Here is a 24,288-nt window from a genome sequence, read left to right as displayed (position 1 = left end):
TATTATTTAGCAAAGTAACTATAAAAGATTATGGCGTCGCATTACGAAGCACCTATACGAAAACCCTTAGTTCTTGGAGACAAAGGCTATCATGATGTAACAGTTGATATAGCCGCTCCTGTTGAGGGAAGGGCCAATAAGCATTGGTGGATAGTATTTTCCATTGCGTTGGCAGCATTCCTTTGGGGAATCGGCTGTATTATTTATACTGTTTCCACTGGTATCGGAACCTGGGGTTTGAATAAAACCGTAAACTGGGCTTGGGATATTACAAACTTTGTTTGGTGGGTAGGGATAGGTCACGCAGGAACCTTGATTTCTGCCGTTCTATTATTGTTCAGGCAAAAATGGAGAATGGCCATTAACCGTTCTGCTGAGGCGATGACTATTTTTTCGGTTGTACAGGCCGGTCTTTTTCCAATTATCCATATGGGTCGACCATGGTTGGCATATTGGGTGTTGCCAATACCAAACCAATTTGGGTCATTATGGGTAAATTTTAACTCCCCATTGCTTTGGGATGTATTTGCGATTTCAACATACCTTTCTGTTTCTTTAGTGTTCTGGTGGACAGGTTTATTACCTGATTTTGCCATGATCAGGGATAGAGCGGTACTTCCTTTCCAAAAGAAAATATATGGCTTGTTAAGTTTTGGATGGACAGGCCGTGCCAAAGATTGGCAACGATTTGAAGAAGTTTCCTTGGTCTTGGCTGGTTTGGCTACACCATTGGTGCTTTCAGTGCATACCATTGTATCCTTTGACTTTGCCACATCGGTTATTCCTGGATGGCATACCACGATATTCCCGCCATATTTTGTTGCTGGGGCGGTATTCTCAGGATTCGCAATGGTAAACACCTTATTGATTATCATGAGAAAGGTTTCCGGATTGGAAGCTTACATTACCGTACAACATATTGAGTTGATGAACATCGTTATCATGATCACTGGTTCAATTGTAGGTTGTGCATATATCACTGAATTGTTCATGGCTTGGTATTCAGGTGTTGAATATGAACAATATGCTTTCTTGAATAGGGCTACAGGGCCATATGCTTGGGCTTATTGGGCTATGATGAGTTGTAATGTGTTCTCTCCACAATTTATGTGGTTCAAAAAACTGAGAACCAGTATTATGTTCTCTTTCTTTATTTCCATAATCGTAAATATAGGTATGTGGTTCGAGCGTTTTGTTATCATCGTAACATCATTACATAGGGATTATTTACCTTCTTCATGGAGTATGTTCTCCCCTACGTTTGTAGATATAGGCACTTTTATTGGGACTATTGGATTCTTCTTTGTTCTTTTCCTTTTATATTCAAGGACATTCCCGGTAATTGCACAGGCAGAGGTGAAAACCATTTTGAAATCTTCTGGAGAGAAGTACAAAAAATTAAGGGACGCTGGTAAACCGTTATACCAAATCAGTGCGAATACTATTGTTAAAGAAGAAGTGTCCGAAGTGATAGAAGAAGCTCCAAAAGATGCTGAAAAAAACGTTTCAAGTTTGTTGGATTCTATTGGGACCTTCGATGCGTCTAAAGATAAGGCCGATGACCTTAAGAAAGTAAAAGGTATTGGACCCCAAATGGAAAAGACATTGAATCAAATCGGAATTTTCACATTCGCCCAAGTAAGTCGAATGACAGAGAAGGAATATAATTTATTGGATTCAATAACAGGTTCGTTCCCGGGTAGGGCGCAACGTGATGATTGGGCCGGTCAAGCAAAAAAATTAAATAACAACTAAGAAGATATGGCATCTAAAGTTATACATGCATACTACAATGATGACGACGTGCTGATGCATGCTGTCAAAAAGGTGAAGGACGCCAAGCATCATATAGAGGAAGTGTACTGTCCTTTCCCTGTTCATGGTTTGGATAAGGCCATGGGGCTTGCTCCTACTAGAATAGCCATAACATCGTTTCTTTATGGTTGTGTGGGTCTTACTGTGGCAATCTTGATGATGAACTTTATCATGATCCAGGATTGGCCTCAGGATATTGGTGGTAAGCCAAGTTTTAGTTATTTAGAGAACATGCCTGCTTTCGTACCTATTATGTTCGAGCTAACGGTTTTCTTTGCAGCGCATTTAATGGTTATCACTTTTTATCTTAGAAGTAGATTGTGGCCATTTAAAAAGGCTGAGAATCCAGACGTAAGAACAACTGATGACCATTTTGTAATGGAGTTGGCCATTCACGATAACGAAAAAGAATTAAAGAATTTATTGATGGGTACCGGTGCGGTAGAAATCAATGTATCAGAAAAGTAGTCCTAAGATGATGAACAGTTTTATTAAAGTAGGAATAACATTTGTAATGGTACTATTATTGGCCTCATGTGCCGATGATAGTAGACCTAACTATCAGTACATGCCCAACATGTACGAGCCAGTGGGCTATGAGACCTACCAAGGGTTCAATGAAGAGGATGCCACTAGGATTGCTTTGTTCAAAGGGGTTTCTGAAGCTATGTTGCCACCTGATAATACTATTCCAAGAGGTTGGATGCCTTATGGTATAGAGAATACGATGGAAGGAAAAGAACTTTCAAGGGTGAATCCTAGTCCTTTGGATTCATTACAGTCAGAAGCCAATATGGCCAAAGGTAAAGAGCTTTTTGATATTTATTGTGCAATTTGTCATGGGACAAAAGGGGATGGTCAAGGCACATTGGTCAAAAGAGAGAAGATTTTGGGTGTCCCAACTTATGCGGATGCAGCCCGGGATATTACGGTTGGTAGTACGTATCACGTAATATATTATGGTTTGAACTCCATGGGGTCGTATGCCGTGCAATTGAACCATGAAGAACGTTGGCAAGTAGCCGAATACGTTATGAAATTGAAACAAGATTTATAAAATAATACATAGATTAAGATATGTACACGTTTTCAAGCAGACTTAGAATGGCTTCCTTCATCATGATGATCGTAGGGGTATTAGGTATCGGAATAGGGTTTATGTCGGCCCCAAGCACGGTTGAAGAAGCTAAAGCTTTAGTGGCCAGTCATGGTGATGCGCATGCCGAAGAGGCTGCACATGCAGTGGCAACAGAAGAACATCATGCTGAAAGTCATGATGCCGCACACGACGAACATGTTTTGCACCAACTGCAGAATAAACCATGGTCGGCATTGTATGTTGCTGCATTTTTCTTCTTTATGATTGCATTGGGCGTTTTGGCTTTTTATGCAATTCAAAGGGCTGCACAGGCAGGTTGGTCCCCACTCTTATTTAGGGTAATGGAAGGTATTACATCATATTTGGTGCCCGGAGGTATAATCGTGTTCGTTATTTTGGTGTTGTCCGTATTGCATATGAACCATTTATTTGTTTGGATGGATGCTGATGTCGTGGCGCATGATCACCTTCTACAAGGTAAAGCAGGTTATTTAAACCCAACATTTTTCCTAATTCGTGCCGCCGTTTTCTTAGGGGGGTGGATATTGTACAGGGAGTACTCAAGAAAATTATCATTAAAGCAAGATGAATCTGATGATAACTCGAACTTTAAATTGAATTTCAGGATTTCAGCTGCATTTTTGGTATTCTATTTAATTTCCGAATCCATGATGTCTTGGGATTGGATTATGAGTGTTGACCCACATTGGTTCAGTACACTATTCGGTTGGTATGTGTTTGCAAGTATGTTCGTGTCGGGTATAACTGTTATAGCCATGGTAACCATTTATTTGAAGTCAAAGGATTATTTACCGGAAGTAAATGATAGCCATATTCATGATTTAGCTAAATTCATGTTCGGTATAAGTGTCTTCTGGACCTATCTTTGGTTCTCGCAATTTATGCTTATCTGGTATTCCAATATACCGGAAGAGGTAACCTATTACGTAACGCGTATCCAGGATTTTAAGCTTCCTTTCTTCGGAATGGTCGTTATGAATTTCGTTTTACCATTGTTGTTGTTGATGAACAGTGATTATAAAAGAATCAATTGGTTCGTAATCCTAACGGGTATTATCATATTAGTGGGTCATTATATGGACATCTTTAACATGATCATGCCTTCAACGGTAGGGGACCAATGGTCAATAGGTATTCCTGAGATAGGGTCTGTATTGTTCTTCGCCGGATTGTTCATTTTCTGGGTCTTTAGGGCATTGACCAAGGCACCTCTTCAGCCTAAACGTAATCCGTTTATCGAAGAGAGTAGACATTTTCACTATTAATTTTTACAGTATAGATCCCGTACTTCCCAGTATAAACTGGGTCGTACGGGATTATTGTTTTAACACTGCATTGGATAGGTTTCTTTTCAATGATGGTGGGTTTAAGTTTTTTTTATTAAGTTTAGCGAAATTTTAAATTATACAATGACTACATTTTTGATTTTAGCTGTTTTGGTTCTAGTGGCAATTGCAATATGGCAAATGACCAAGATTTTTGAATTGTCACAAATTAAAGCTGTGAATTCCCAAATTGCGAATGACACGGATAATAAATACAATGGTTATTTGTTATTCTTGTTTTTGATTTTCATTTATGGGATAACCATTTTTAGTTTTTGGAAATACGGAAAAATGCTTTTACCCGAAGCGGCATCCGCACATGGCGCTGAATATGATAATTTAATGCTCGTGTCCATGGCGATAATATTTTTCGTTCAGACCATTACTCAGGCATTATTACACTACTTTGGGTATAAGTATAGGGGAGAGCAAGGTAAGAAAGCCCTTTTCTATGCGGATAATGATAAGCTCGAGTTCATATGGACCATCATACCGGTCATTGTCTTGGCAGGTTTGATCTTGTGGGGTTTATATACATGGACCAGCATAATGGATATCAATGATGAGGATGATCCCATCGTTGTTGAGTTGTATGCGCAACAATTTAATTGGACGGCAAGATATGCCGGTGCTGATAACGTTTTGGGGGATGCGAATGTTCGAATGATAGATATTGATAGGGCCAATATCCTAGGTGTCGATGAATCGGACGACTATGCGAAGGATGATATTATCGTTAAGGAATTGCATTTGCCCGTTGGTAGAAAGGTAAATTTCAAAATGCGGTCACAAGACGTTCTTCATTCGGCCTATATGCCACATTTTAGAGCCCAAATGAACTGTGTGCCCGGTATGATCACACAATTCTCTTTTACGCCGTCAATTACGACTGCGGATATGAGGAATAAGCCCGAAATAATAGACAAGGTAAAAAGAACCAATACCATTAGGGCCGAAAAAGCCGCTGCAGGTGTTGAAAATTCAGACCCTTGGGAGTTCGATTATATTTTACTTTGCAATAAGATCTGCGGGAAATCCCATTATAACATGCAAATGAAGATAATCGTAGAAGAGGAAGAGGATTACAACAAATGGCTTGCTGAACAGCAAACCTTTTCCCAATCAATGGCATCAGTTCAATAGAATTACTAAAAAATAAAAAAAAGAAATATTTATGTCGGCCACAGCACATGCACATATAGAAGACCACGCAGATGATCACGGGCATCATCACAAGGAGACTTTTGTGACCAAATACATTTTTAGTCAAGACCATAAAATGATAGCAAAACAGTATTTGATTACTGGGGTTTTGTTTATGGGCTTTATCGGTATTGCAATGTCATTATTATTTAGGATGCAACTGGCATGGCCAGGGGAATCATTTTCGGTTTTCGAGGCATTGTTAGGTAAATGGGCACCGGGAGGTGTCATGGATGCTGATATATATTTAGCCTTGGTAACGATTCATGGTACCATTATGGTGTTTTTCGTACTTACGGCCGGATTAAGCGGTACGTTCAGTAACCTGCTTATTCCTTTACAGATCGGGGCACGTGATATGGCATCAGGTTTTTTAAACATGGTTTCCTATTGGTTGTTCTTTATATCTTGTGTGGTTATGCTCTCTTCTTTGTTCATAGAGGCGGGACCTGCGGCTGCTGGTTGGACGATTTATCCACCTTTAAGTGCCCTTCCAATGGCACAGCCAGGTTCAGGGTTGGGTATGACCCTTTGGTTGGTGGCCATGGCCATATTCATTGCGTCATCCCTTTTAGGTTCTTTGAATTATATTGTAACCGTAATTAACCTAAGAACAAAGGGTATGTCAATGACCAGATTGCCATTGACGATCTGGGCATTCTTTGTTACGGCAATTATAGGTGTAGTATCGTTTCCGGTATTATTGTCAGCAGCGCTTTTGTTGATTATGGATAGAAGTTTCGGTACTTCGTTCTTCCTATCCGATATATTTATCCAAGGGGAGGTGTTGCATTATCAAGGTGGATCACCTGTTTTGTACGAGCATCTTTTTTGGTTCTTGGGTCACCCTGAAGTTTACATCGTATTGTTGCCCGCATTGGGAATTACCTCTGAGGTTATGTCGACCAATGCGCGTAAACCTATCTTTGGTTATAGGGCCATGATCGCTTCTATTATTGCAATAGCTTTCTTGTCTACCATTGTATGGGGGCACCATATGTTCATTTCTGGGATGAATCCGTTCTTGGGTTCTGTATTTACATTCACGACTTTGTTGATTGCCATACCTTCTGCGGTTAAGGCCTTTAACTATATAACAACCCTATGGAAAGGTAACTTGCAATTGAATCCGGCTATGTTATTCTCTATTGGCTTGGTTTCTACCTTTATAACTGGGGGGCTTACAGGTATTATCCTAGGGGATAGTACTTTGGATATTAATGTGCACGATACTTATTTTGTTGTTGCCCACTTTCACTTGGTAATGGGTATTTCTGCCCTTTACGGGGTATTCGCAGGTATCTACCATTGGTTCCCAAAGATGTTCGAGGGCAAAATGATGAACAAGAACTTAGGGTATGTACATTTTTGGATAACCGCTATATGTGCCTATGGGGTGTTCTTCCCCATGCATTTTGTCGGAATGGCCGGGGTGCCACGAAGATATTATGAGAATACGGCTTTTCCAATGTTCGATGAATTGACCGATGTTCAGGTGCTGATGACAGTTTTTGCTTTAATAGCCGGACTTGCACAGTTGGTTTTCTTAGGGAATTTCATCTATAGTATGTTCTATGGTAAAATAGGTCCTAAGAACCCATGGAAGTCCAACACTTTGGAGTGGACAACACCTCAAGAACATGTACACGGTAACTGGCCAGGGGCTATTCCCCATGTTTATCGATGGGCATATGATTATAGCAAAACCGGTGAAGATGGTGAATATGTAATTCCAGGGCAAGATTTTATTCCTCAGAATGTACCCTTGGGGGATAATGAAGAAGAGGAAAACCATTAAATATCTAAATTAACCATATATAAAATGCCCAATTCACTGAGTTGGGCATTTTTTTTGATATTACCCAAGAAGTTGATTTGGCTTTTTTATGATATATTTAGTCAAATTAAATGGCGTTAGGTAATGAACATGGCGCTTTTAATCATAAAAACACACACCATTGAAATGAAAAAAATTATCACACTGATCGTGCTTTTGGTCTGTTATCAGACTTTCGCACAAAGAAAACCCAAAATTAAAGGCAGTAAGAACGTAATAGAAGTTCGTGAGGAACTTCCTTACTTTAATGGCGTTAAACTGATAGATGACTTAGAAATAGTGCTTCAGAGAGGCTCTGATAACGCTTATGTCATTAATGCTGATGATAATTTGGTCGATGTGCTTAAGTTTAAGGTAGTCGATAGTACTCTGGTCATTAGTGCTTTTTACAAGATAACCTCAAAAAAGAAGCTGGAAATCGTTGTTAATTATACCGAATTAGAGGCGATTACCATGCTAGATGGAAAGATTAATATGAAGGATGTTATTTCTTCGGACAGGTTTGTAGTGAATACTTATGGGCCTTCCAGGTTGGAATTGAATGCCACTGCCCCGATAATGGATGTAAATATGGAAGGTATGAGCTCGGGGGATTTTAATTTGGCCAGTGATTCATTGAAAATTTCCCTAAAGGATAGGGTCGATGCCCGCATATATACCGTAGGTACATCGAATACCATTCATATGTATGATAATGCCAGTGCCAAGGTTGAAGGAAATACTGATATGCTTGCGGTTGAATTATATGATAATTCTAACTTAAAAGCTGAAAAAGTGGAAGCGACAAAGGTAGTGGCCTACTTAGAAGGTTCACCCAATACAAAACTTAAGGCAATCGAAGAATTTGATCTGTCTTCAAAAGGTTCGGCAAAGACGCAATTATATGGTAACCCTAAAATAGTCATAAAGGATTTTTTGGATACATCACAATTGCATAAGGAAAATTAAAAAGGATTGGCCCCGGTATTTGTGGAAAAAGAAAATCCCCATTGCCTTGGCAATGGGGATTTTGGTTTAAAAAAGAGTATTGGTTGGGATTATAGTGCAACACCCTCTTTTGGGCCAGCTGCTATAATCTCAGGGTTTGTGTTTGCTTCGAATTTTTTGAAGTTTTCATTGAATAACTTGATAAGTTTCAATTTAGTAGCTTCATACTTCTCTTTGTCTTCCCAAGTGTTTCTTGGAATCAATACCTCAGAAGGTACGTTAGGGCAACTTGTTGGGATTTGGAATCCGAATGCTTCATCTGTCACAAATTCAACATTGTCGAAAGAGTGATTGTGGATAGCATCAACCATAGCCCTTGTGTATTTCAATTTCATCCTAGAACCACTACCTGTCCAACCAGTGTTGATCAACCAAGCATTAGCCTTGTGGGTCTTGATTTTCTCAGCTAACAATTCAGCATATTTGTTAGGGTGCCACATCATAAAGGCAGCTCCGAAACAAGCACTGAAGTTAGGGGTTGGTTCTGTAATACCCATCTCAGTACCTGCCATCTTAGCGGTATAACCGGAGATAAAGTGGTAACTAGCCTGTTCTGGAGTAAGTTTACTTACTGGAGGTAATACACCAAAGGCATCACAAGTTAGGAATATTACATTTTCAGGGTGTCCGGCAACACAAGGAATCTGTACGTTATCAATGAAATTGATAGGGTAAGAGGCTCTTGTGTTTTCGGTTATTGAAGTATCCGTGTAATCAACTTTTCTTGAATCCTTGTCATAAACCACATTTTCCAAAACGGTTCCAAAACGAATGGCATTGAAAATATCTGGCTCATTTTCAGGGGTTAAGTCAATGGCTTTGGCATAACATCCACCTTCAATGTTGAAAGTTCCTTGTTCAGTCCAGCAATGCTCATCATCACCGATCAATCTACGTTTTGGATCAGCACTTAAAGTTGTTTTTCCTGTTCCGGAAAGACCGAAAAGGATGGTTACATCATCTTTTTCACCAACGTTGGCAGAACAGTGCATTGGTAATACTCCTTGTAATGGCATTAAGTAGTTCATTACAGAGAAGATTCCTTTTTTCATTTCACCTGCATATTCAGAACCAAGGATGACGATTTCCTTACGTTCAAGGTTCAAATCGACACTGGTCTTAGAGGTCATTTCAGAAGTGTAACGGTTTGCTGGGAATTGTCCTGCGTTGAAAATAACGTAATCAGGCTCACCGAAATTGGCCAATTCTTCTTTTGTAGGCATGATCAACATGTTCTGCATGAACAATGCGTGGTATGCCCTTGTACAAACGATTCTTGTTTTGATTCTATAGTTTGGATCCCATCCAGCGAAAGCATCAACAACGAAAAGGTGGTCACGTGTGTTTAAATAATCAAGAGCTCTTTCGTGGTTTACCATGAAAGTGTGCTCATCCAATCCCATATTTATACTACCCCAATCAATGTTCTTTTCAGAATCAGGATGACGTACTATTCTTTTATCTTTTGGACTACGTCCTGTTTTTTCACCGGAGTAGGTCATTAATGCACCTACATCGGAAATAGCAGTTCCTTTTTCCAAACGAAGGCCAAGTTCATATAACACGGGAACGCTGCTGTTCCTGTAAATTTTCTCGGTATCGATACCGTACTTTTTAAGACTAAATGCTGTTGACATTGTTTTCTGCTTTAAAATGGTTGTTAAATAATTCTCGTTTTTAATTTCTATGCAAATTTTGACAATTTTCGCCGTAAAAAAGATGACAATTGTCATGATTGTTACAAGTTAATCAACTATAACGATATATATGGTCAATTTGAAGTGATTTTTAACATATGATTTTCACTATCTTTGTTTTTATATGAATGAGTATTTGGATCCGACTACAGGTAACTTTTCACCTGAGGAGATTGATATAGAAAGGGCGCTGAGACCGGTAACATTTGATGACTTTACCGGGCAGGAACAAGTGCTCGAAAATCTTAAGGTTTTTGTTGAAGCGGCCAATCAAAGGGATGAAGCATTGGACCATACCTTGTTTCATGGTCCTCCCGGATTGGGAAAAACGACCTTGGCCCATATTCTCGCCAATGAACTCGGAGTAGGTATAAAAATTACCTCAGGGCCGGTTCTTGATAAACCTGGGGATTTGGCCGGTCTTTTAACGAACCTACAGGAGCGGGATGTCCTGTTTATTGATGAGATTCATAGATTGAGTCCCATAGTGGAGGAATATCTGTATTCCGCGATGGAGGACTATAAAATCGATATCATGATAGAAACCGGGCCAAATGCCCGATCTGTACAGATTAATTTGAATCCGTTTACGTTGATAGGGGCCACGACCCGTTCAGGCCTACTTACCTCGCCAATGAGGGCTAGGTTCGGTATCCAAAGTAGGTTGCAATACTATTCTACTGAATTGTTGTCTACTATAGTGGAACGTAGTGCCGAAATCCTAAAAGTGCCCATTTCCCAAGATGCTGCCATTGAAATAGCCGGGCGTAGTAGGGGCACACCAAGAATTTGTAATGCCCTATTACGAAGGGTTCGCGATTTTGCGCAAATTAAAGGTAATGGTAGTATTGATATGGAAATATCTAGATACAGCCTAAAAGCGTTGAATGTAGATGCCCATGGTCTTGATGAAATGGATAATAAGATCCTAACGACCATAATCGATAAATTCAAAGGGGGGCCTGTGGGTATTACCACTTTGGCCACCGCAGTTTCTGAAAGTGCGGAAACCATTGAAGAGGTTTATGAACCTTTTTTGATTCAGCAGGGATTCATAATGCGGACCCCAAGAGGAAGAGAGGTGACCGAATTGGCCTATAAACATTTGGGCCGAGTTAAGGGAGGTACTCAACCCGGACTCTTTTGAGCCATAAATCTAAATATACCCAATTGATAAAATCCGAAGCCAAACGCCTCGGTTTTTTGTCTTGTGGTATCTCCAAGGCCGAATTTTTAGAGGAGGAAGCTCCTAGGTTGGAAAAATGGTTGAAAGAAAATATGCATGGCGAAATGCAGTATATGGCGAATCATTTTGACAAGCGGTTAGATCCTACCAAATTGGTCGAGGGTTCTAAATCGGTTATTTCCATGTTATTGAATTATTATCCTGAAGATAAACAAAGAGAAGGAACCTATAAAGTATCGAAATACGCCTATGGTCAGGATTATCATCATATAATTAAATCCAAATTAAAGTTACTCCAAGAATTTATAACAGAAAATATCGGGGAGGTCAATGGTCGGGCCTTTGTAGATTCCGCCCCGGTATTGGATAAGGCCTGGGCAGCAAAAAGTGGGTTGGGGTGGATCGGTAAACATAGCAACCTATTGACCCAAAAAATAGGGTCGTTTTATTTTATTGCCGAACTGATTGTTGACCTTGAGTTGGATTATGATCATCCGGTCACCGATCATTGCGGTTCTTGCACCGCATGTATAGATGCATGCCCCACACAGGCCATAGTTGGCCCAAAGGAGGTTGATGGTAGTAAGTGTATTTCATATTTTACAATTGAACTGAAAGATGAGATACCCTTATCTTATAAAGGTAAATTTGATGATTGGATGTTCGGTTGTGATGTGTGTCAAGATGTTTGTCCGTGGAACCGTTTTTCAAAACCACATAAGGAACCTCTTTTTGATCCACACCCTGATATTTTGGAAATGACCAAAAAGGATTGGGAAGAAATAACAGAAGATGTTTTTAGAAAAGTATTTAAAAAGTCTGCAGTAAAGCGAACTAAATTTTCTGGATTGCAACGAAATATCGCATTTTTGAAAAAATAATTCCGCCCCGCAATCGATAGAGTTTCGACAACTCAGGTAGTTTGGTTTGTATTTTTACGATTTCATGGTTTATTGTGGTATCTTTTCAGTCATTTCGTAATTAAACCGTGAAATAAATGAACATGCTTAAAAAACCCAATCTGAGCTTTTGGCAAATTTTCAATATGAATGTCGGATTTTTAGGTATTCAATTTAGTTTTGGTCTACAACAAACAGCAATAAACCCGGTTTTTCTTTTTTTAGGGGCTCCTGAAGATATGTTGCCAATTTTGAATATTGCCGGTCCGGTAACAGGTTTGGTGGTTCAACCCATAATCGGGGCTATTTCGGATAAAACATGGTCTCCTCGTTGGGGAAGAAGAAAGCCTTTTTTCTTGATTGGGGCGATAATCGGTAGTTTGTGTCTTTTCGCTTTTCCTTTGAGCCCGGCCTTATGGTTCGCTGTCGGTTTACTTTGGATATTGGATGTTGGTAATAATATGGCCATGGAGCCGTATAGGGCTTTTGTTGGGGATAAATTACCCGAAAAGCAATTGAGTTTGGGGTACCAGATGCAGAGTTTATTTGTAGGTGCAGGTATTGTTTTGGCCAATGCTTCCATTTTTTTGTTTCAAGATTGGTTCGGTGGTGATTCTGTAACCGACGTTGTGGGTACCATACCAAAATGGTTGTACTATTCGTTTTTTATTGGGTCCTTATTGTCTGTGGCAACTATTCTCTGGTCGGTACTGAAAACTCCTGAGATCCCCCCTTCGGACAAGGAGCTGTCCGAAATAAATATGCATAAGGCTTTACCTTTTCTCGAGCGTTTCAAAATGCCTTTTATCGAAATCTCCAAGGCGGTAAAAGAAATGCCGTCTTTTATGTGGAAACTCTCTGTCGTTTATCTTTTTCAATGGTATGCGCTTTTTGTTTATTGGCAATTCATAACCCCTTTGTTCAGGACAACAATGGGTTATGATCTTTCAGAAGCTGCCGCGCAGGCCGCTAAAATGAGCACGACCTATAATATCGCAACTATTGTTGTGGCCTTAATGTTGGTCCCTTTGACCTTGAAATATGGAGGTAAAAAAATATATGCCGCCAGTTTATTGGGTACAGGTCTTGCCTTATTGTCGATTCCTTACATTACCGATCCTATTTATGTCTTGATACCTATGATCCTGTTTGGTATAGGATGGGCGGCCATGATGGGTATACCTTATACCATGGTGTCCAAAATAGTACCTCAGGAAAGAAGGGGGGTGTACATGGGTATATTGAATATGATGATCGTAATACCAATGGGAATAGAAACATTGACCTTTGGGCCGATCTTTAAAAACCTCTTGGGTGGCAATTCAATAAATGCCATGTTATTTGCCGGTGTATTCTTTATAATTTCTGCGATATTGGCTCTGCGTTTGAATGTTTCCAAAGAAGAAAACAAGGTTTCAAATTTTTGATAAATTCGTTTCTTTGGATCTATTAATCCTTAATTGTTTATCCCACAACTTTTAGCGAGTACTATGTGGTTGTTTAGGTAATATTTGCGACTAGAACTTATTTTTTTCGACATATTACCTTTAAATTTGACGTACAATAATTTATCATGAGCGAAAAGAAGTTAAGGAGTGAGGCATTGATCTATCATGCCAAACCCGAACCGGGAAAAATTAAGATTATACCCTCAAAAAGTTATTCTACCCAACGCGATCTTGCCTTGGCGTATTCACCAGGTGTTGCAGAGCCTTGTCTTGAGATAGCTAAAAATATCGATGACGTTTACAAATACACTTCAAAGGGGAATTTGGTTGCTATTATTTCCAACGGCACCGCGGTTTTGGGGTTGGGTGATATAGGTCCTGAGGCTTCTAAACCGGTAATGGAAGGTAAAAGTCTGTTATTTAAGATTTTTGCGGATATAGATGGAATTGATATAGAGTTGGATACTACCGATGTTGATAAGTTCGTTGAGACCGTAAAGATTATTGCACCAACTTTTGGAGGAATAAATTTAGAAGACATTAAAGCCCCTGAGGCTTTTGAAATAGAAAGAAGGCTTAAAGAAGAACTGGATATCCCGGTGATGCATGATGATCAGCATGGTACGGCCATCATATCCTCAGCAGCTTTATTGAATGCCTTGGTCGTTACGAATAAAAAGATTGAGGATGCTCGTATTGTCATTAGTGGAGCGGGTGCTGCTGCCGTCTCATGTACAAGGCTTTACAAGGCCTTTGGGGCTAAAGCCGAAAATATAGTAATGTGTGATAGTAAAGGGGTTATTCATAAAAGTAGGGAAAATTTAAGCCCGGAAAAATTAGAGTTCGCCACAGAAAGAAACATTGAAACGTTAGCGGAGGCCATGAAAGATGCCGATGTTTTCATAGGACTTTCAATTGCCGATATAGTATCTCCGAAAATGTTGAAGAGCATGGCCAAGGACCCTATCGTTTTTGCTTTGGCCAATCCCGATCCAGAGATTTCCTATGAATTGGCCATAAAAACCAGAAAGGACATTATTATGGCAACCGGTAGATCGGATCATCCTAACCAAGTTAACAATGTATTGGGTTTTCCTTTTATATTCAGAGGGGCTCTTGATGTTAGGGCTACGAAGATAAATGAGGAAATGAAGATGGCCGCTGTAGTTGCCTTGGCAGAATTGACCAAGCAAACAGTTCCAGAACAAGTGAACATCGCTTATTCTGAAACAAGGCTCACTTTTGGTAAAGATTATATTATTCCCAAGCCTTTTGATCCCAGGTTGATATCCGAGATTCCTCCGGCGATAGCAAAAGCGGCGATGGAGAGTGGGGTAGCTAAAGAACCCATCAAGGATTGGGCAAAATACAGGGAAAAATTATTGCGTCGATCAGGTTCGGATAATAAATTGGTTCGCTTGGTTCATGAAAGGGCCAAAAGAAACCCTAAAAAGATAGTTTTTGCCGAGGCGGATCATTTAGATGTTTTAAAAGCTGCCCAGATCGTTCATGAAGAAGGGATAGCGATTCCAATATTATTAGGAAATGTAGAGATTATTGAAGAACTCATGAAAGAAATTGGGTTCAAAGGTGATGTAGTCATTATTGATCCCAAGTCAGACGAATCCTTGGAAACTAGAGACCGATATGCTAAAAAATATTGGGAAGCGACAAAAAGGGACGGTGTAACCTTATATGGGGCCAAGACCAATTTAAGGGAACGCAATTACTATGGGGCCATGATGGTGAATGAGAAAGATGCGGACGGAATGATCTCGGGTTATTCCAGGGCATATCCAACGGTAATCAAACCCATTTTTGAGGTAATCGGTAGGGCGAAAGGAGTTAAACGTGCCGCAACGGTGAATATCATGAATACCGAAAAAGGTCCATTATTTTTGGCAGATACGTCCATTAACATCGATCCTACAGCTGAGGTACTTGCAGAAATAGCCTTAATGACCTCGAACCTTGCCAAAGCTTTTGGTTTCGATCCGGTTATCGCTATGTTGTCTTATGCGAATTTTGGGTCCTCATCGCATCCGAATGCGAAAAAAGTGGCTAAAGCGGTAGAGATTTTACATACGAATCACCCAGATTTGGTTATTGATGGAGAGATACAAACCGATTTTGCCTTGAATATGGAGCTGCACCAAAGCCAATTCCCATTCTCGAAATTGGCGGGTAAAAAGGTCAATGGTTTTGTATTTCCAAATTTGGAATCTGCGAATATCACCTATAAACTATTGAAAGAACTCAATGGAGCCGATTCTATCGGTCCAATTATGTTGGGCCTAAAAAAGCCGGTACATGTGTTGCAATTGGGGGCAGATGTTGACGAAATGGTGAATATGGCCTCTGTTGCCGTAATAGACGCCCAAGAAAGAGAAAAGAGAAAACGAAAGAAAATATAACCCGTTCCCCAAACCTTATTCCCATGATACATCATCTTAATGGAAAATTAGTTGAGAAAAACCCGACCCATGTAATAATAGAGTGTGCCGGTGTCGGATATTTCGTGAACATTTCTTTACATACATTTTCGAATATCAAGGATCAGGAGAACATTAATCTATATACCCATTTACAAGTCAAGGAAGATTCCCATACCCTTTTCGGTTTTGCCGAGAGGTCAGAGAGGGAGATTTTTAGGTTATTATTGTCGGTTTCGGGTATAGGGGCGAGTACGGCAAGGACCATGCTTTCTTCTTTGTCGCCCGTGCAAACAAGGGATGCGATTGCCAATGGTGATGTCGCCACTATTCAGGGTATCAAGGGGATAGGTGCTAAAACGGCCCAAAGGGTTATTTTAGACCTTAGGGACAAGGTTTTAAAGGTGTACGATATTGACGAAGTTTCCATCAATTCAAACAATACAAATAAAGAAGAAGCGTTATCTGCTTTAGAGGTTCTTGGATTTGTCCGTAGACAGGCTGAAAAGGTTGTGGATAAAGTAGTAAGCCAAGACCCTTCACTAAGCGTAGAGAACATTATAAAACACGCGCTTAAAAATTTGTAATAAGTTTGAAAAAAGGGGCAAAAAAAATTCTTAAATATTCATTTAAGCTTATAATCCTATTCTCGTTTTTGCTTGGGGCAGTAGAAAACTCCTACGCACAAGATACGGAAGGCGAGGATGTCGAGGGGCAGGTGCAGGATTCTGTAAAAACGGGTTTCTCTTTAGGTAGGTTAAAATTGGATAACCCGGAGAGTATCAGTTCCAAATATATTTACGACCCAAATCTTGACAGGTATATTTATTCTGAAAAGGTGGGGGATTTTAATATCGGCTATCCCATTATACTCACTCCGGAACAGTATTTGGAATTGGTGCGTAAGGAAGGGATAAAAGAATATTTCAAGGAGAAAAGCGATGCGTACTCCGGTAAAAAGGAAGGTAGTGAGGATGCTCGTAAAAACCTTCTTCCCAATTTCTATGTAAATAACAACTTTTTTGAATCTATTTTCGGGGGTAATACGATTGAGGTGATTCCACAAGGTTCGGTCGCCATGGACCTGGGGGTCATCTGGCAGAAGAATGATAATCCATCTCTCTCACCAAGAAACCGTACCAATCTGTCTTTCGATTTTGATCAGCGTATCAGTTTAAGTATGTTAGGAAAAATCGGTGAGCGTCTTCAAGTGACTGCCAATTATGATACAGAGGCGACTTTTGATTTTCAGAACATTGTAAAACTCGATTATACGCCTACTGAAGATGATATTCTCCAGAAGATAGAGGTCGGTAACGTGAGTATGCCACTTAACAGTTCTTTGATTACAGGGGCCCAGAGTTTATTCGGTGTTAAGGCCCAACTGCAATTTGGAAAAACGAAGGTTACAGCGGTGTTCTCTGAGCAAAACTCCCAAAACAATACGGTTGTTGCCCAGGGTGGAGGCACTATCAATGATTTTTCTATTACAGCTTTGGATTATGATGAGGATAGGCACTTTTTCCTTTCCCATTATTTCAGGGACCATTATGATGAGGCACTGACTAATTATCCATATATACAAAGTCAGGTACAAATAACCCGTTTAGAGGTTTGGGTTACCAATACGAGCCAACAAACCTTGAATGTGAGGAATGTCGTAGCCCTTCAGGATTTAGGGGAAGCCCAGGAGGATAATACCAGAATAGCTTTGAACAATGGGGATCCTTCAGGTTTCTTCAATAATCCAAGTAACGCTTTGCCAAGAAACAATGCAAACGATTTTGATCCTACACTTATAGATGCTGGTGGGGTGTTGACCTCGAGCATTAGGGATGTTGCCACGGTAGAGGCAGGATTCAATGTTCCGGGATATCAGATAAATCAGGGTTATGATTATACGATTCTTGAAAATGCAAGAAAGTTGGAAGTCACCAGGGATTACCAATTTCATTCCCAATTAGGGTATATTTCCTTAAATCAAAAATTGAGTAATGATGAGGTATTGGCAGTAGCCTTCCAGTACACCTATAACGGTCAGGTTTACCAAGTGGGTGAATTTGCCAATAGTAGTTTGGATGCTACATCCGTTTCAGGTGATGTTGATCTTGTGGTAGAAACAAATGCCCTTATATTAAAGTTGCTCAAAAGTAATATCACCAATATTTCAGATCCCATTTGGGATTTGATGATGAAGAATATTTATGCTACGGGAGCCTATAGTCTTAGTGAGGATGATTTTAAAATGAATATACTTTATTCAGACCCTACACCGAGAAATTATATAACTCCGGTGGCTGAAGGTCCTGGTTCGGGATGGCCAGATGAAACGAGCCCAGACGGCCCATTGGAAGAAAGGGTTTTGTTGGAGGTTTTCAATTTTGATAGGTTGAATACCTATGATGATGTTCAGGCTGGGGGAGATGGTTTCTTTGATTTTGTTTCCGGACTAACGGTTGACACCCAAAACGGAAGGATCATTTTTACCAAAGTAGAGCCATTTGGGGAGTTTTTGTACAACGAACTTGGTGGTGGGGGAAACTATGAAACGGAGACCCTCTATAATGAAAATCAGGCAAAGTATGTTTTTAGGGATATGTATGAGTTGACACAGGCCGCAGCCTTACAAGATCCGGTTAAGAATAAATTCTTGTTAAAAGGTACCTATAAATCTGAAAGTAGCAGTGGTATATCCATTGGTGCGTTTAATGTACCCCAAGGTTCTGTAACGGTTACGGCTGGCGGTAGAACTTTACAAGAGGGGGTCGATTACACGGTGAACTATCAATCAGGGACAGTGCAGATTATAGATCCCAGTCTGGAAGCGTCTGATACACCTATTAATATTTCGGTAGAAAACAATGCGGTATTCGGACAGCAAACGCGAAGGTTCGCCGGGGTGAATGTGGAGCATCAGGTCAATGAGAATTTTGTCCTGGGGGCTACCATGTTGAATTTGAACGAAAGACCTCTTACGCAAAAGTCCAATTATGGAACGGAATCAGTAAATAACACGATTTTTGGTTTAAACGGTAACTTCTCGACCGAAGTACCTTTTTTAACGCGTTTGGTAAACAAACTCCCTAATATAGATACCGATGTACCTTCTAATTTGTCTGTAAGGGGAGAAGTGGCTTGGCTAAAGCCCAACTCGCCCGAAAGTGCCGATTTCGATGGGGAGACAACAACTTATATAGACGATTTCGAAGGGGCCCAGGCCTTAATCGATATTCGTTCATCCCTTGGATGGTCACTGGCCAGTACGCCTTTGGAGTTTGCTCCGGGGGGTGTTCTATCCGGGAGTTCACCCGAAGATCCCGCCAATTTGGAAAATGGCTACGGTCGTGCTAAAATCGCTTGGTATACCATAGATCCTGTTTTTTATACGAATCAAAGGCCGTCAAGTATCAGTGATAATGATGTTTCTACCAATGCCACCCGTAGGGTTTTCGTTGATGAGGTCTTTCCTGAAACTGATATTGCCCAAGGCCAGACTACCGTTCAAAGTACCTTGGACTTGGCTTATTATCCCGATATAAAAGGGCCATACAATACAAACGACGGTTTTGATACTGAGCCTGCTGATGATAAGTGGGGAGGTATTATGCGGTCCTTGAGTAGTACCGATTTTGAACAGTCCAACGTGGAGTTCGTTCAATTTTGGGTATTGGATCCATATGTAGACGGTATCGCTACCGATCCGGGGGAATTAGTGATAAATTTGGGAAATATCTCGGAGGATATTTTGAAGGATGGTAGAAAACAATACGAAAACGGATTACCCATTGAAGATGATGATTTAATATACGAACCTTCTTGGGGTATTGTCCCAGCTACCCAAGCATTGGTGTACGCCTTTGATGCCGAAGAAAGTAATAGGGTTTTGCAAGATGTAGGTTTTGATGGTTTGGATGATGTGGCTGAAGCCGCAATCTATGGTCCAGGGGAAGATCCTGCATTGGATAATTATGAATATTACCTGAGCCGAGAGGGAAGCGTATTAGAAAGGTATTTAAATTATAACAACCCAGATGGTAACTCGCCCGTAACCGTTACTGATACCGACCGGGGGTCTACCACCTTACCCGATGTTGAGGATATTGATCGCGATTTGACCATGAACACGGTCAATAGTTATTACGAATACAGGATTGCCATTAAACCCAATACTACGATAGATGATGAATATGTAACCGATATCAATGAGGGGCTTACTCCTGATTTGCCTAACGGTAGTCAATTGAATCGTAGGTGGATCCAATATAAGATACCCTTAAGTGATTTTACGGATGCTATAGGGGGTATCACGGATTTTAGGTCTATCAGTTTTATGAGGATGTACCTTACTGGGTTCAATAGTGATGTAGTCCTGCGATTTGCAACCTTGGATCTTGTTCGCGGGGATTGGAGAACCTATACGAAAACCCTTCAAGATGAGTTGGTCGATAGTGATCCTACCGATGACGGCACCGTTCTTGACGTGAATACGGTGAATATTGAGGAAAATAGCACTAGAACACCTATTCCCTATGTTTTACCTCCGGGTGTGGTTCGTGAGCAATTGAACAATAACAACACGATTATAAACCAAAACGAACAGTCCCTTTCATTTAATATTGATAATTTGGAATCTCAGGATTCAAGGGGGGTTTTCAAAAGTGTGAACATCGATATTCGCCAATATCAAAAATTAAAGATGTTCATGCATGCCGAAAAGATCAATGATGGGGATTATTCAGATGATGAAACACCATTAGTTGGTTTCTTGAGGATAGGAACCGATCTATCCGAGAATTATTATCAATTTGAATTGCCTTTACAGTTCACTTCTTTTGGAGCTTCTTCAGAAGATGATATTTGGCCAGAAGATAATCAAATGGAAGTTCTATTAAGCGATTTGAGTACGGTAAAATCCTTGAGGATCGCCAATATGACCGATGTTTCTCTTACTGAAATCCAGTTTTTCGAAATAGAGGACGGTGAAGCGGTAGCGGTCGATGAATTTGCTGAAAGGACTCCAGGTAAACTAAGGATAGGGATAGTTGGGAATCCGTCATTGGGAAGTATCAGGAACATGATGGTGGGTGTAAAGAATATAGACGACCTTCCTGCCCAAGGTGAGGTTTGGTTCAATGAACTTCGGTTGGCCGGGTTGAACAATGATGGCGGATGGGCGGCGATAGCTTCAGTAGACGCAAACATTGCGGATTTCGCCAATGTGTCCGCAACAGGGAGTAAAAGTACCTCGGGCTTTGGGTCTATAGATCAGACGCCGACTGAAAGATCCCTTGAGGATGCCGTATCCTATGATTTGGTCACCAATGTGAACGTCGGACAGTTGTTGCCCAGTAAATGGGGCGTGCAGATACCCTTCAATTATGGGGTGTCCGAAGAGCTGATTACTCCTGAGTATGATCCTGTTTATGATGATTTGAAATTGGAAGATCGTATTGCTGCTGCCGGAACACAGGAAGCTGCTGATGCCATATTGGAACAGGCCGAGGATTACACCAAACGAACAAGTATTAATTTGATCGGTGTACGAAAAGATAGAGGGGAAGAGGCCGATGCCAATTTTTACGATATTGAGAATTTTACGTTCAATTATTCATATAACGAAACGGAACATAGGGATTATGAGGTAGCCACTATGCGCGATCAGAGTGTGGTTACGGGATTTGTATATAACCATAGTTTTAAACCACTCGAGGTAGCGCCTTTTGCGAAAAAAGATTCTATGTTAACTGGTGCATATTGGCAATGGTTGAAGGATCTGAACTTGAATCTGTTACCGGCCAGTGTTTCGGTCAATTCGAACATTAACCGCCAGTTTACAGAACAAAAATTCCGTAATGTATTCGAAGAAGGTGTTGAATCTTTGGATTTGCCCTTCCTTCAACAACGAAATTACATTTTCAATTGGCAATATGCCATCAATTATAGCCTTACGAAATCATTGAGTCTTAGTTTAACGGCAAGTAATAATAATATCGTTCGTAATTATTATTCCGAGGATGGCAATTCAGACTCGGATATAAACGAAGCCCTTGGCCTATGGGACGGGTTCTGGGATTTGGGTGAGCCCAATAGGCATTCCCAACAAATGCAACTGAATTATCAGCTGCCTTTTAATAAGATTCCCGCGTTGGATTTTATCAATGCCCAATATTCCTACACCAGTAATTTTGATTGGCAACGTGGGGGTGATGCCTTGGCCGAGGTTGCAAGTGAGGCGCTTGGTTATCAGACATCCATCAATACGGTTCAGAATGCCAGTACGCATAATATTACCGCATCACTTTCCATGCAGAAGTTTTATGATCTTATAGGGTTGAAAAAGAAAGATGGTAAAGGTTCAACAGCTAGGCCTTCAAGAAGGGATAAGGCCGGGAATACAAAAGGGACTGAAGAAAAGCCCGAGAAAAAAACAGGTCCGTTACTAAATACCGCAATCGATGTTTTGACGATGGTCAAGAGATTGAATGTTAATTATAATGAAAATAATGGTACCGTGCTTCCTGGTTACACCCAATCGGTTGGCTTCATTGGTTCTGCCCGCCCTACAATCGGTTTTGTTTTCGGAAGTCAGGCCGATGTGCGGTACGAAGCTGCCCGTAACGGTTGGTTGACGAATTATGCTGATTTTAATGACCAATTCATTAAAAGGACCAACAAACAATTGAATATTTCCGCAACGGCCCAACCCATGAAGGACTTGACCATAGATTTAACGGCGGATAGGCAATATACCAGTAGTTATCAAGAGAATTTCGAAGTAAGTGATTTGGGTAACGGGCAATACCAATATATTGATCAATTGGGTAATGAATACGGTAATTTCAGTATTTCGACCATGATGATCGGTACCGCCTTCAGTAAAAGCGATGAAAATAGTTCCAAGCTCTTTGAAACGTTTAAACAAAATAGGATTACGATTGCCAATAGATTGGTCTCTGATCGTGGGGAGCTACCTGGAGACCTGGACGAAGATGGTTTTCCCGAACAATATGGAAAAACGCAGCAAGACGTATTGCTTCCGGCTTTCATTGCCGCTTATACCGGCCAAGATGTTAATCGGGTTAATCTTGATGCTTTTAGGCAGGTGCCAATTCCTAATTGGAACATCAAGTATACAGGGTTGATGCGCAATAAATGGTTTAAAAAGAAATTCAAACGTTTTTCCTTGAGTCATGGTTATAGGGCTTCTTACAGTATCAATTCCTTTCAGACTAATTTAGAAAAGGAAAATTATGAGTTCGATAGTGAAACAGGGGATAGGTTGCCCGACCTTATCTTGAATAATTTGGTTCTTACCGATCAATTCAATCCACTGATACGGGTCGATTTTGAGATGAAAAATTCATTCAGCTTATTGGCTGAGGTTAGAAGTGATAGGGCATTGTCCTTGAGTTTCGATAATGATCTAATGACCGAGATAAATGGCAAAGAATATACCTTTGGCTTGGGTTATAGGTTTAAAGACGTTAAGTTCGTTACCAATATTGGGGGTAATAAGACCCGTTTAAAAGGGGATTTGAACTTGAAGACCGATGTTACGTTGAGGAATAATATAACGATCATTCGAAATTTGGATATCGACAACAATCAGATAACATCTGGTCAAGATTTGTTCTCCTTGAAGTTTACGGCCGATTATGCTTTGAGTAAAAGCCTGAATGCACTATTCTATTACGATCATTCGTTCTCAAAATTCGCGGTTTCGACCGCTTACCCGCAGACCACCATTAGTTCAGGGTTCACGATAAAATATAACTTCGGGAATTAATATTTTATAATATTAGGATTCTTTTGGTTTGTAAAGTAAAACTTCATTTTCGGTTATTGCCATTTTATAAGGCGAACAATCTGCTTTTTTTTTGAATATCGGGGTCAAATCATTTACATTTGTTTTGTAAAATAAAATGATCAAAATGAACATACCTTCAGATTTAAAATACACCAAGGACCACGAATGGGTAAGGATTGATGGCGATATAGCCACAGTAGGGATTACGGACTTCGCCCAAGGTGAATTAGGGGATATCGTCTATGTTGAGGTTGAGACCTTGGATGAAACCATGGAAAAAGATGGGGTATTCGGTTCGGTAGAGGCGGTAAAAACGGTTTCTGACCTTTTCTTGCCATTAGGTGGGGAGATCATAGAGTTCAATGAAGGTTTGGAAGATGAGCCAGAGAAAGTAAATACCGATCCTTATGGCGAGGGTTGGATGATCAAAGTCAAAATAAGTGATAGTGCCGAAATCGAAGAGCTTCTTAGCAATGAGGATTATAAAGCATTGATTGGTGCGTAAAAAGCACGTATTAGCGGTTTTGTTTGT

Annotated in this window: 15 protein-coding genes; 14 read left to right on the top strand and 1 reads right to left on the bottom strand. The window is 40.4% G+C overall.

The window, feature by feature from the left end; translation table 11 throughout:
• The first annotated feature begins 30 nt into the window (after window positions 1–30).
• The 7 genes from nrfD (at window position 31) to GJ691_RS04310 (ending at window position 8,248) form a co-directional block, all read left to right on the top strand.
• Window positions 31–1,755 carry an NrfD/PsrC family molybdoenzyme membrane anchor subunit gene (gene nrfD / locus GJ691_RS04340; RefSeq protein WP_154364136.1) on the top strand — a complete coding sequence of 575 codons (1,725 nt, stop codon included), beginning with the start codon at window positions 31–33 and terminating at the stop codon, window positions 1,753–1,755.
• Between the two features lie 6 nt (window positions 1,756–1,761).
• Window positions 1,762–2,283 carry a DUF3341 domain-containing protein gene (locus tag GJ691_RS04335; protein WP_154364134.1) on the top strand — a complete coding sequence of 174 codons (522 nt, stop codon included), beginning with the start codon at window positions 1,762–1,764 and terminating at the stop codon, window positions 2,281–2,283.
• Between the two features lie 10 nt (window positions 2,284–2,293).
• Window positions 2,294–2,872 carry a c-type cytochrome gene (locus tag GJ691_RS04330; RefSeq protein WP_154364739.1) on the top strand — a complete coding sequence of 193 codons (579 nt, stop codon included), beginning with the start codon at window positions 2,294–2,296 and terminating at the stop codon, window positions 2,870–2,872.
• 20 nt (window positions 2,873–2,892) lie between these two features.
• On the top strand, window positions 2,893–4,200 hold the full coding sequence (locus tag GJ691_RS04325; protein WP_154364132.1) for a quinol:cytochrome C oxidoreductase: 1,308 nt from the start codon (window positions 2,893–2,895) through the stop codon (window positions 4,198–4,200).
• Window positions 4,201–4,344: 144 nt separating this feature from the next.
• On the top strand, window positions 4,345–5,403 hold the full coding sequence (locus GJ691_RS04320; protein WP_154364130.1) for a cytochrome c oxidase subunit II: 1,059 nt from the start codon (window positions 4,345–4,347) through the stop codon (window positions 5,401–5,403).
• Window positions 5,404–5,434: 31 nt separating this feature from the next.
• The gene (locus GJ691_RS04315; protein WP_154364128.1) at window positions 5,435–7,261 is read left to right on the top strand and encodes a cytochrome c oxidase subunit I; all 1,827 of its coding nucleotides are present in this window, start codon (window positions 5,435–5,437) and stop codon (window positions 7,259–7,261) included.
• Window positions 7,262–7,426: 165 nt separating this feature from the next.
• The gene (locus GJ691_RS04310; RefSeq protein WP_154364126.1) at window positions 7,427–8,248 is read left to right on the top strand and encodes a GIN domain-containing protein; all 822 of its coding nucleotides are present in this window, start codon (window positions 7,427–7,429) and stop codon (window positions 8,246–8,248) included.
• An 89-nt stretch (window positions 8,249–8,337) separates the two neighbouring features.
• Here GJ691_RS04310 and pckA read toward each other — a convergent pair whose 3' ends face one another.
• Window positions 8,338–9,924 carry a phosphoenolpyruvate carboxykinase (ATP) gene (gene pckA, locus GJ691_RS04305; RefSeq protein WP_154364124.1) on the bottom strand — a complete coding sequence of 529 codons (1,587 nt, stop codon included), beginning with the start codon at window positions 9,922–9,924 and terminating at the stop codon, window positions 8,338–8,340.
• Between the two features lie 184 nt (window positions 9,925–10,108).
• Between pckA and ruvB the strand changes: the two genes are divergently transcribed.
• From ruvB to gcvH, 7 genes are all read left to right on the top strand, one after another.
• Window positions 10,109–11,131, top strand: coding sequence for a Holliday junction branch migration DNA helicase RuvB (gene ruvB / locus GJ691_RS04300; protein WP_154364122.1), 1,023 nt, complete (start codon window positions 10,109–10,111; stop codon window positions 11,129–11,131).
• Entirely contained in the window at window positions 11,128–12,051 is a 924-nt protein-coding gene (queG, locus tag GJ691_RS04295) for a tRNA epoxyqueuosine(34) reductase QueG (protein WP_154364120.1), read from the top strand. The genes ruvB and queG overlap by 4 nt, the downstream gene beginning before the upstream one ends.
• Before the next feature lie 116 nt (window positions 12,052–12,167).
• Entirely contained in the window at window positions 12,168–13,496 is a 1,329-nt protein-coding gene (locus tag GJ691_RS04290; protein ID WP_154364117.1) for an MFS transporter, read from the top strand.
• 146 nt (window positions 13,497–13,642) lie between these two features.
• Window positions 13,643–15,931, top strand: a complete 2,289-nt coding sequence (locus GJ691_RS04285) for an NADP-dependent malic enzyme (RefSeq protein ID WP_154364115.1) — start codon at window positions 13,643–13,645, stop codon at window positions 15,929–15,931.
• A 23-nt stretch (window positions 15,932–15,954) separates the two neighbouring features.
• A complete protein-coding gene (ruvA, locus tag GJ691_RS04280) occupies window positions 15,955–16,536 on the top strand; it encodes a Holliday junction branch migration protein RuvA (protein ID WP_154364113.1) in 582 nt (193 codons plus the stop codon).
• A gap of 5 nt (window positions 16,537–16,541) precedes the next feature.
• Window positions 16,542–23,735 carry a T9SS outer membrane translocon Sov/SprA gene (sov, locus tag GJ691_RS04275; RefSeq protein ID WP_154364111.1) on the top strand — a complete coding sequence of 2,398 codons (7,194 nt, stop codon included), beginning with the start codon at window positions 16,542–16,544 and terminating at the stop codon, window positions 23,733–23,735.
• 145 nt (window positions 23,736–23,880) lie between these two features.
• Entirely contained in the window at window positions 23,881–24,261 is a 381-nt protein-coding gene (gene gcvH, locus GJ691_RS04270) for a glycine cleavage system protein GcvH (RefSeq protein ID WP_154364109.1), read from the top strand.
• Window positions 24,262–24,288 lie beyond the last annotated feature (27 nt).

This window comes from Maribacter luteus (genome assembly GCF_009674825.1).
GTDB classification, from domain to species: Bacteria; Bacteroidota; Bacteroidia; order Flavobacteriales; family Flavobacteriaceae; genus Maribacter_A; species Maribacter_A luteus.
The sequence above is the reverse complement of the archived record's forward strand: the minus strand, read 5'-3'. Positions and strand labels throughout refer to the sequence as shown.

What these genes read in the sequence shown, in the direction of transcription:
- nrfD (WP_154364136.1), top strand. Translation starts at nt 31, where the DNA reads ATGGCGTCGCATTACGAAGCACCTATACGAAAACCCTTAGTTCTTGGA.
- GJ691_RS04335 (WP_154364134.1), top strand. Translation starts at nt 1,762, where the DNA reads ATGGCATCTAAAGTTATACATGCATACTACAATGATGACGACGTGCTG.
- GJ691_RS04330 (WP_154364739.1), top strand. Translation starts at nt 2,294, where the DNA reads ATGAACAGTTTTATTAAAGTAGGAATAACATTTGTAATGGTACTATTA.
- GJ691_RS04325 (WP_154364132.1), top strand. Translation starts at nt 2,893, where the DNA reads ATGTACACGTTTTCAAGCAGACTTAGAATGGCTTCCTTCATCATGATG.
- GJ691_RS04320 (WP_154364130.1), top strand. Translation starts at nt 4,345, where the DNA reads ATGACTACATTTTTGATTTTAGCTGTTTTGGTTCTAGTGGCAATTGCA.
- GJ691_RS04315 (WP_154364128.1), top strand. Translation starts at nt 5,435, where the DNA reads ATGTCGGCCACAGCACATGCACATATAGAAGACCACGCAGATGATCAC.
- GJ691_RS04310 (WP_154364126.1), top strand. Translation starts at nt 7,427, where the DNA reads ATGAAAAAAATTATCACACTGATCGTGCTTTTGGTCTGTTATCAGACT.
- pckA (WP_154364124.1), bottom strand. Translation starts at nt 9,924, where the DNA reads ATGTCAACAGCATTTAGTCTTAAAAAGTACGGTATCGATACCGAGAAA.
- ruvB (WP_154364122.1), top strand. Translation starts at nt 10,109, where the DNA reads ATGAATGAGTATTTGGATCCGACTACAGGTAACTTTTCACCTGAGGAG.
- GJ691_RS04290 (WP_154364117.1), top strand. Translation starts at nt 12,168, where the DNA reads ATGAACATGCTTAAAAAACCCAATCTGAGCTTTTGGCAAATTTTCAAT.
- GJ691_RS04285 (WP_154364115.1), top strand. Translation starts at nt 13,643, where the DNA reads ATGAGCGAAAAGAAGTTAAGGAGTGAGGCATTGATCTATCATGCCAAA.
- ruvA (WP_154364113.1), top strand. Translation starts at nt 15,955, where the DNA reads ATGATACATCATCTTAATGGAAAATTAGTTGAGAAAAACCCGACCCAT.
- gcvH (WP_154364109.1), top strand. Translation starts at nt 23,881, where the DNA reads ATGAACATACCTTCAGATTTAAAATACACCAAGGACCACGAATGGGTA.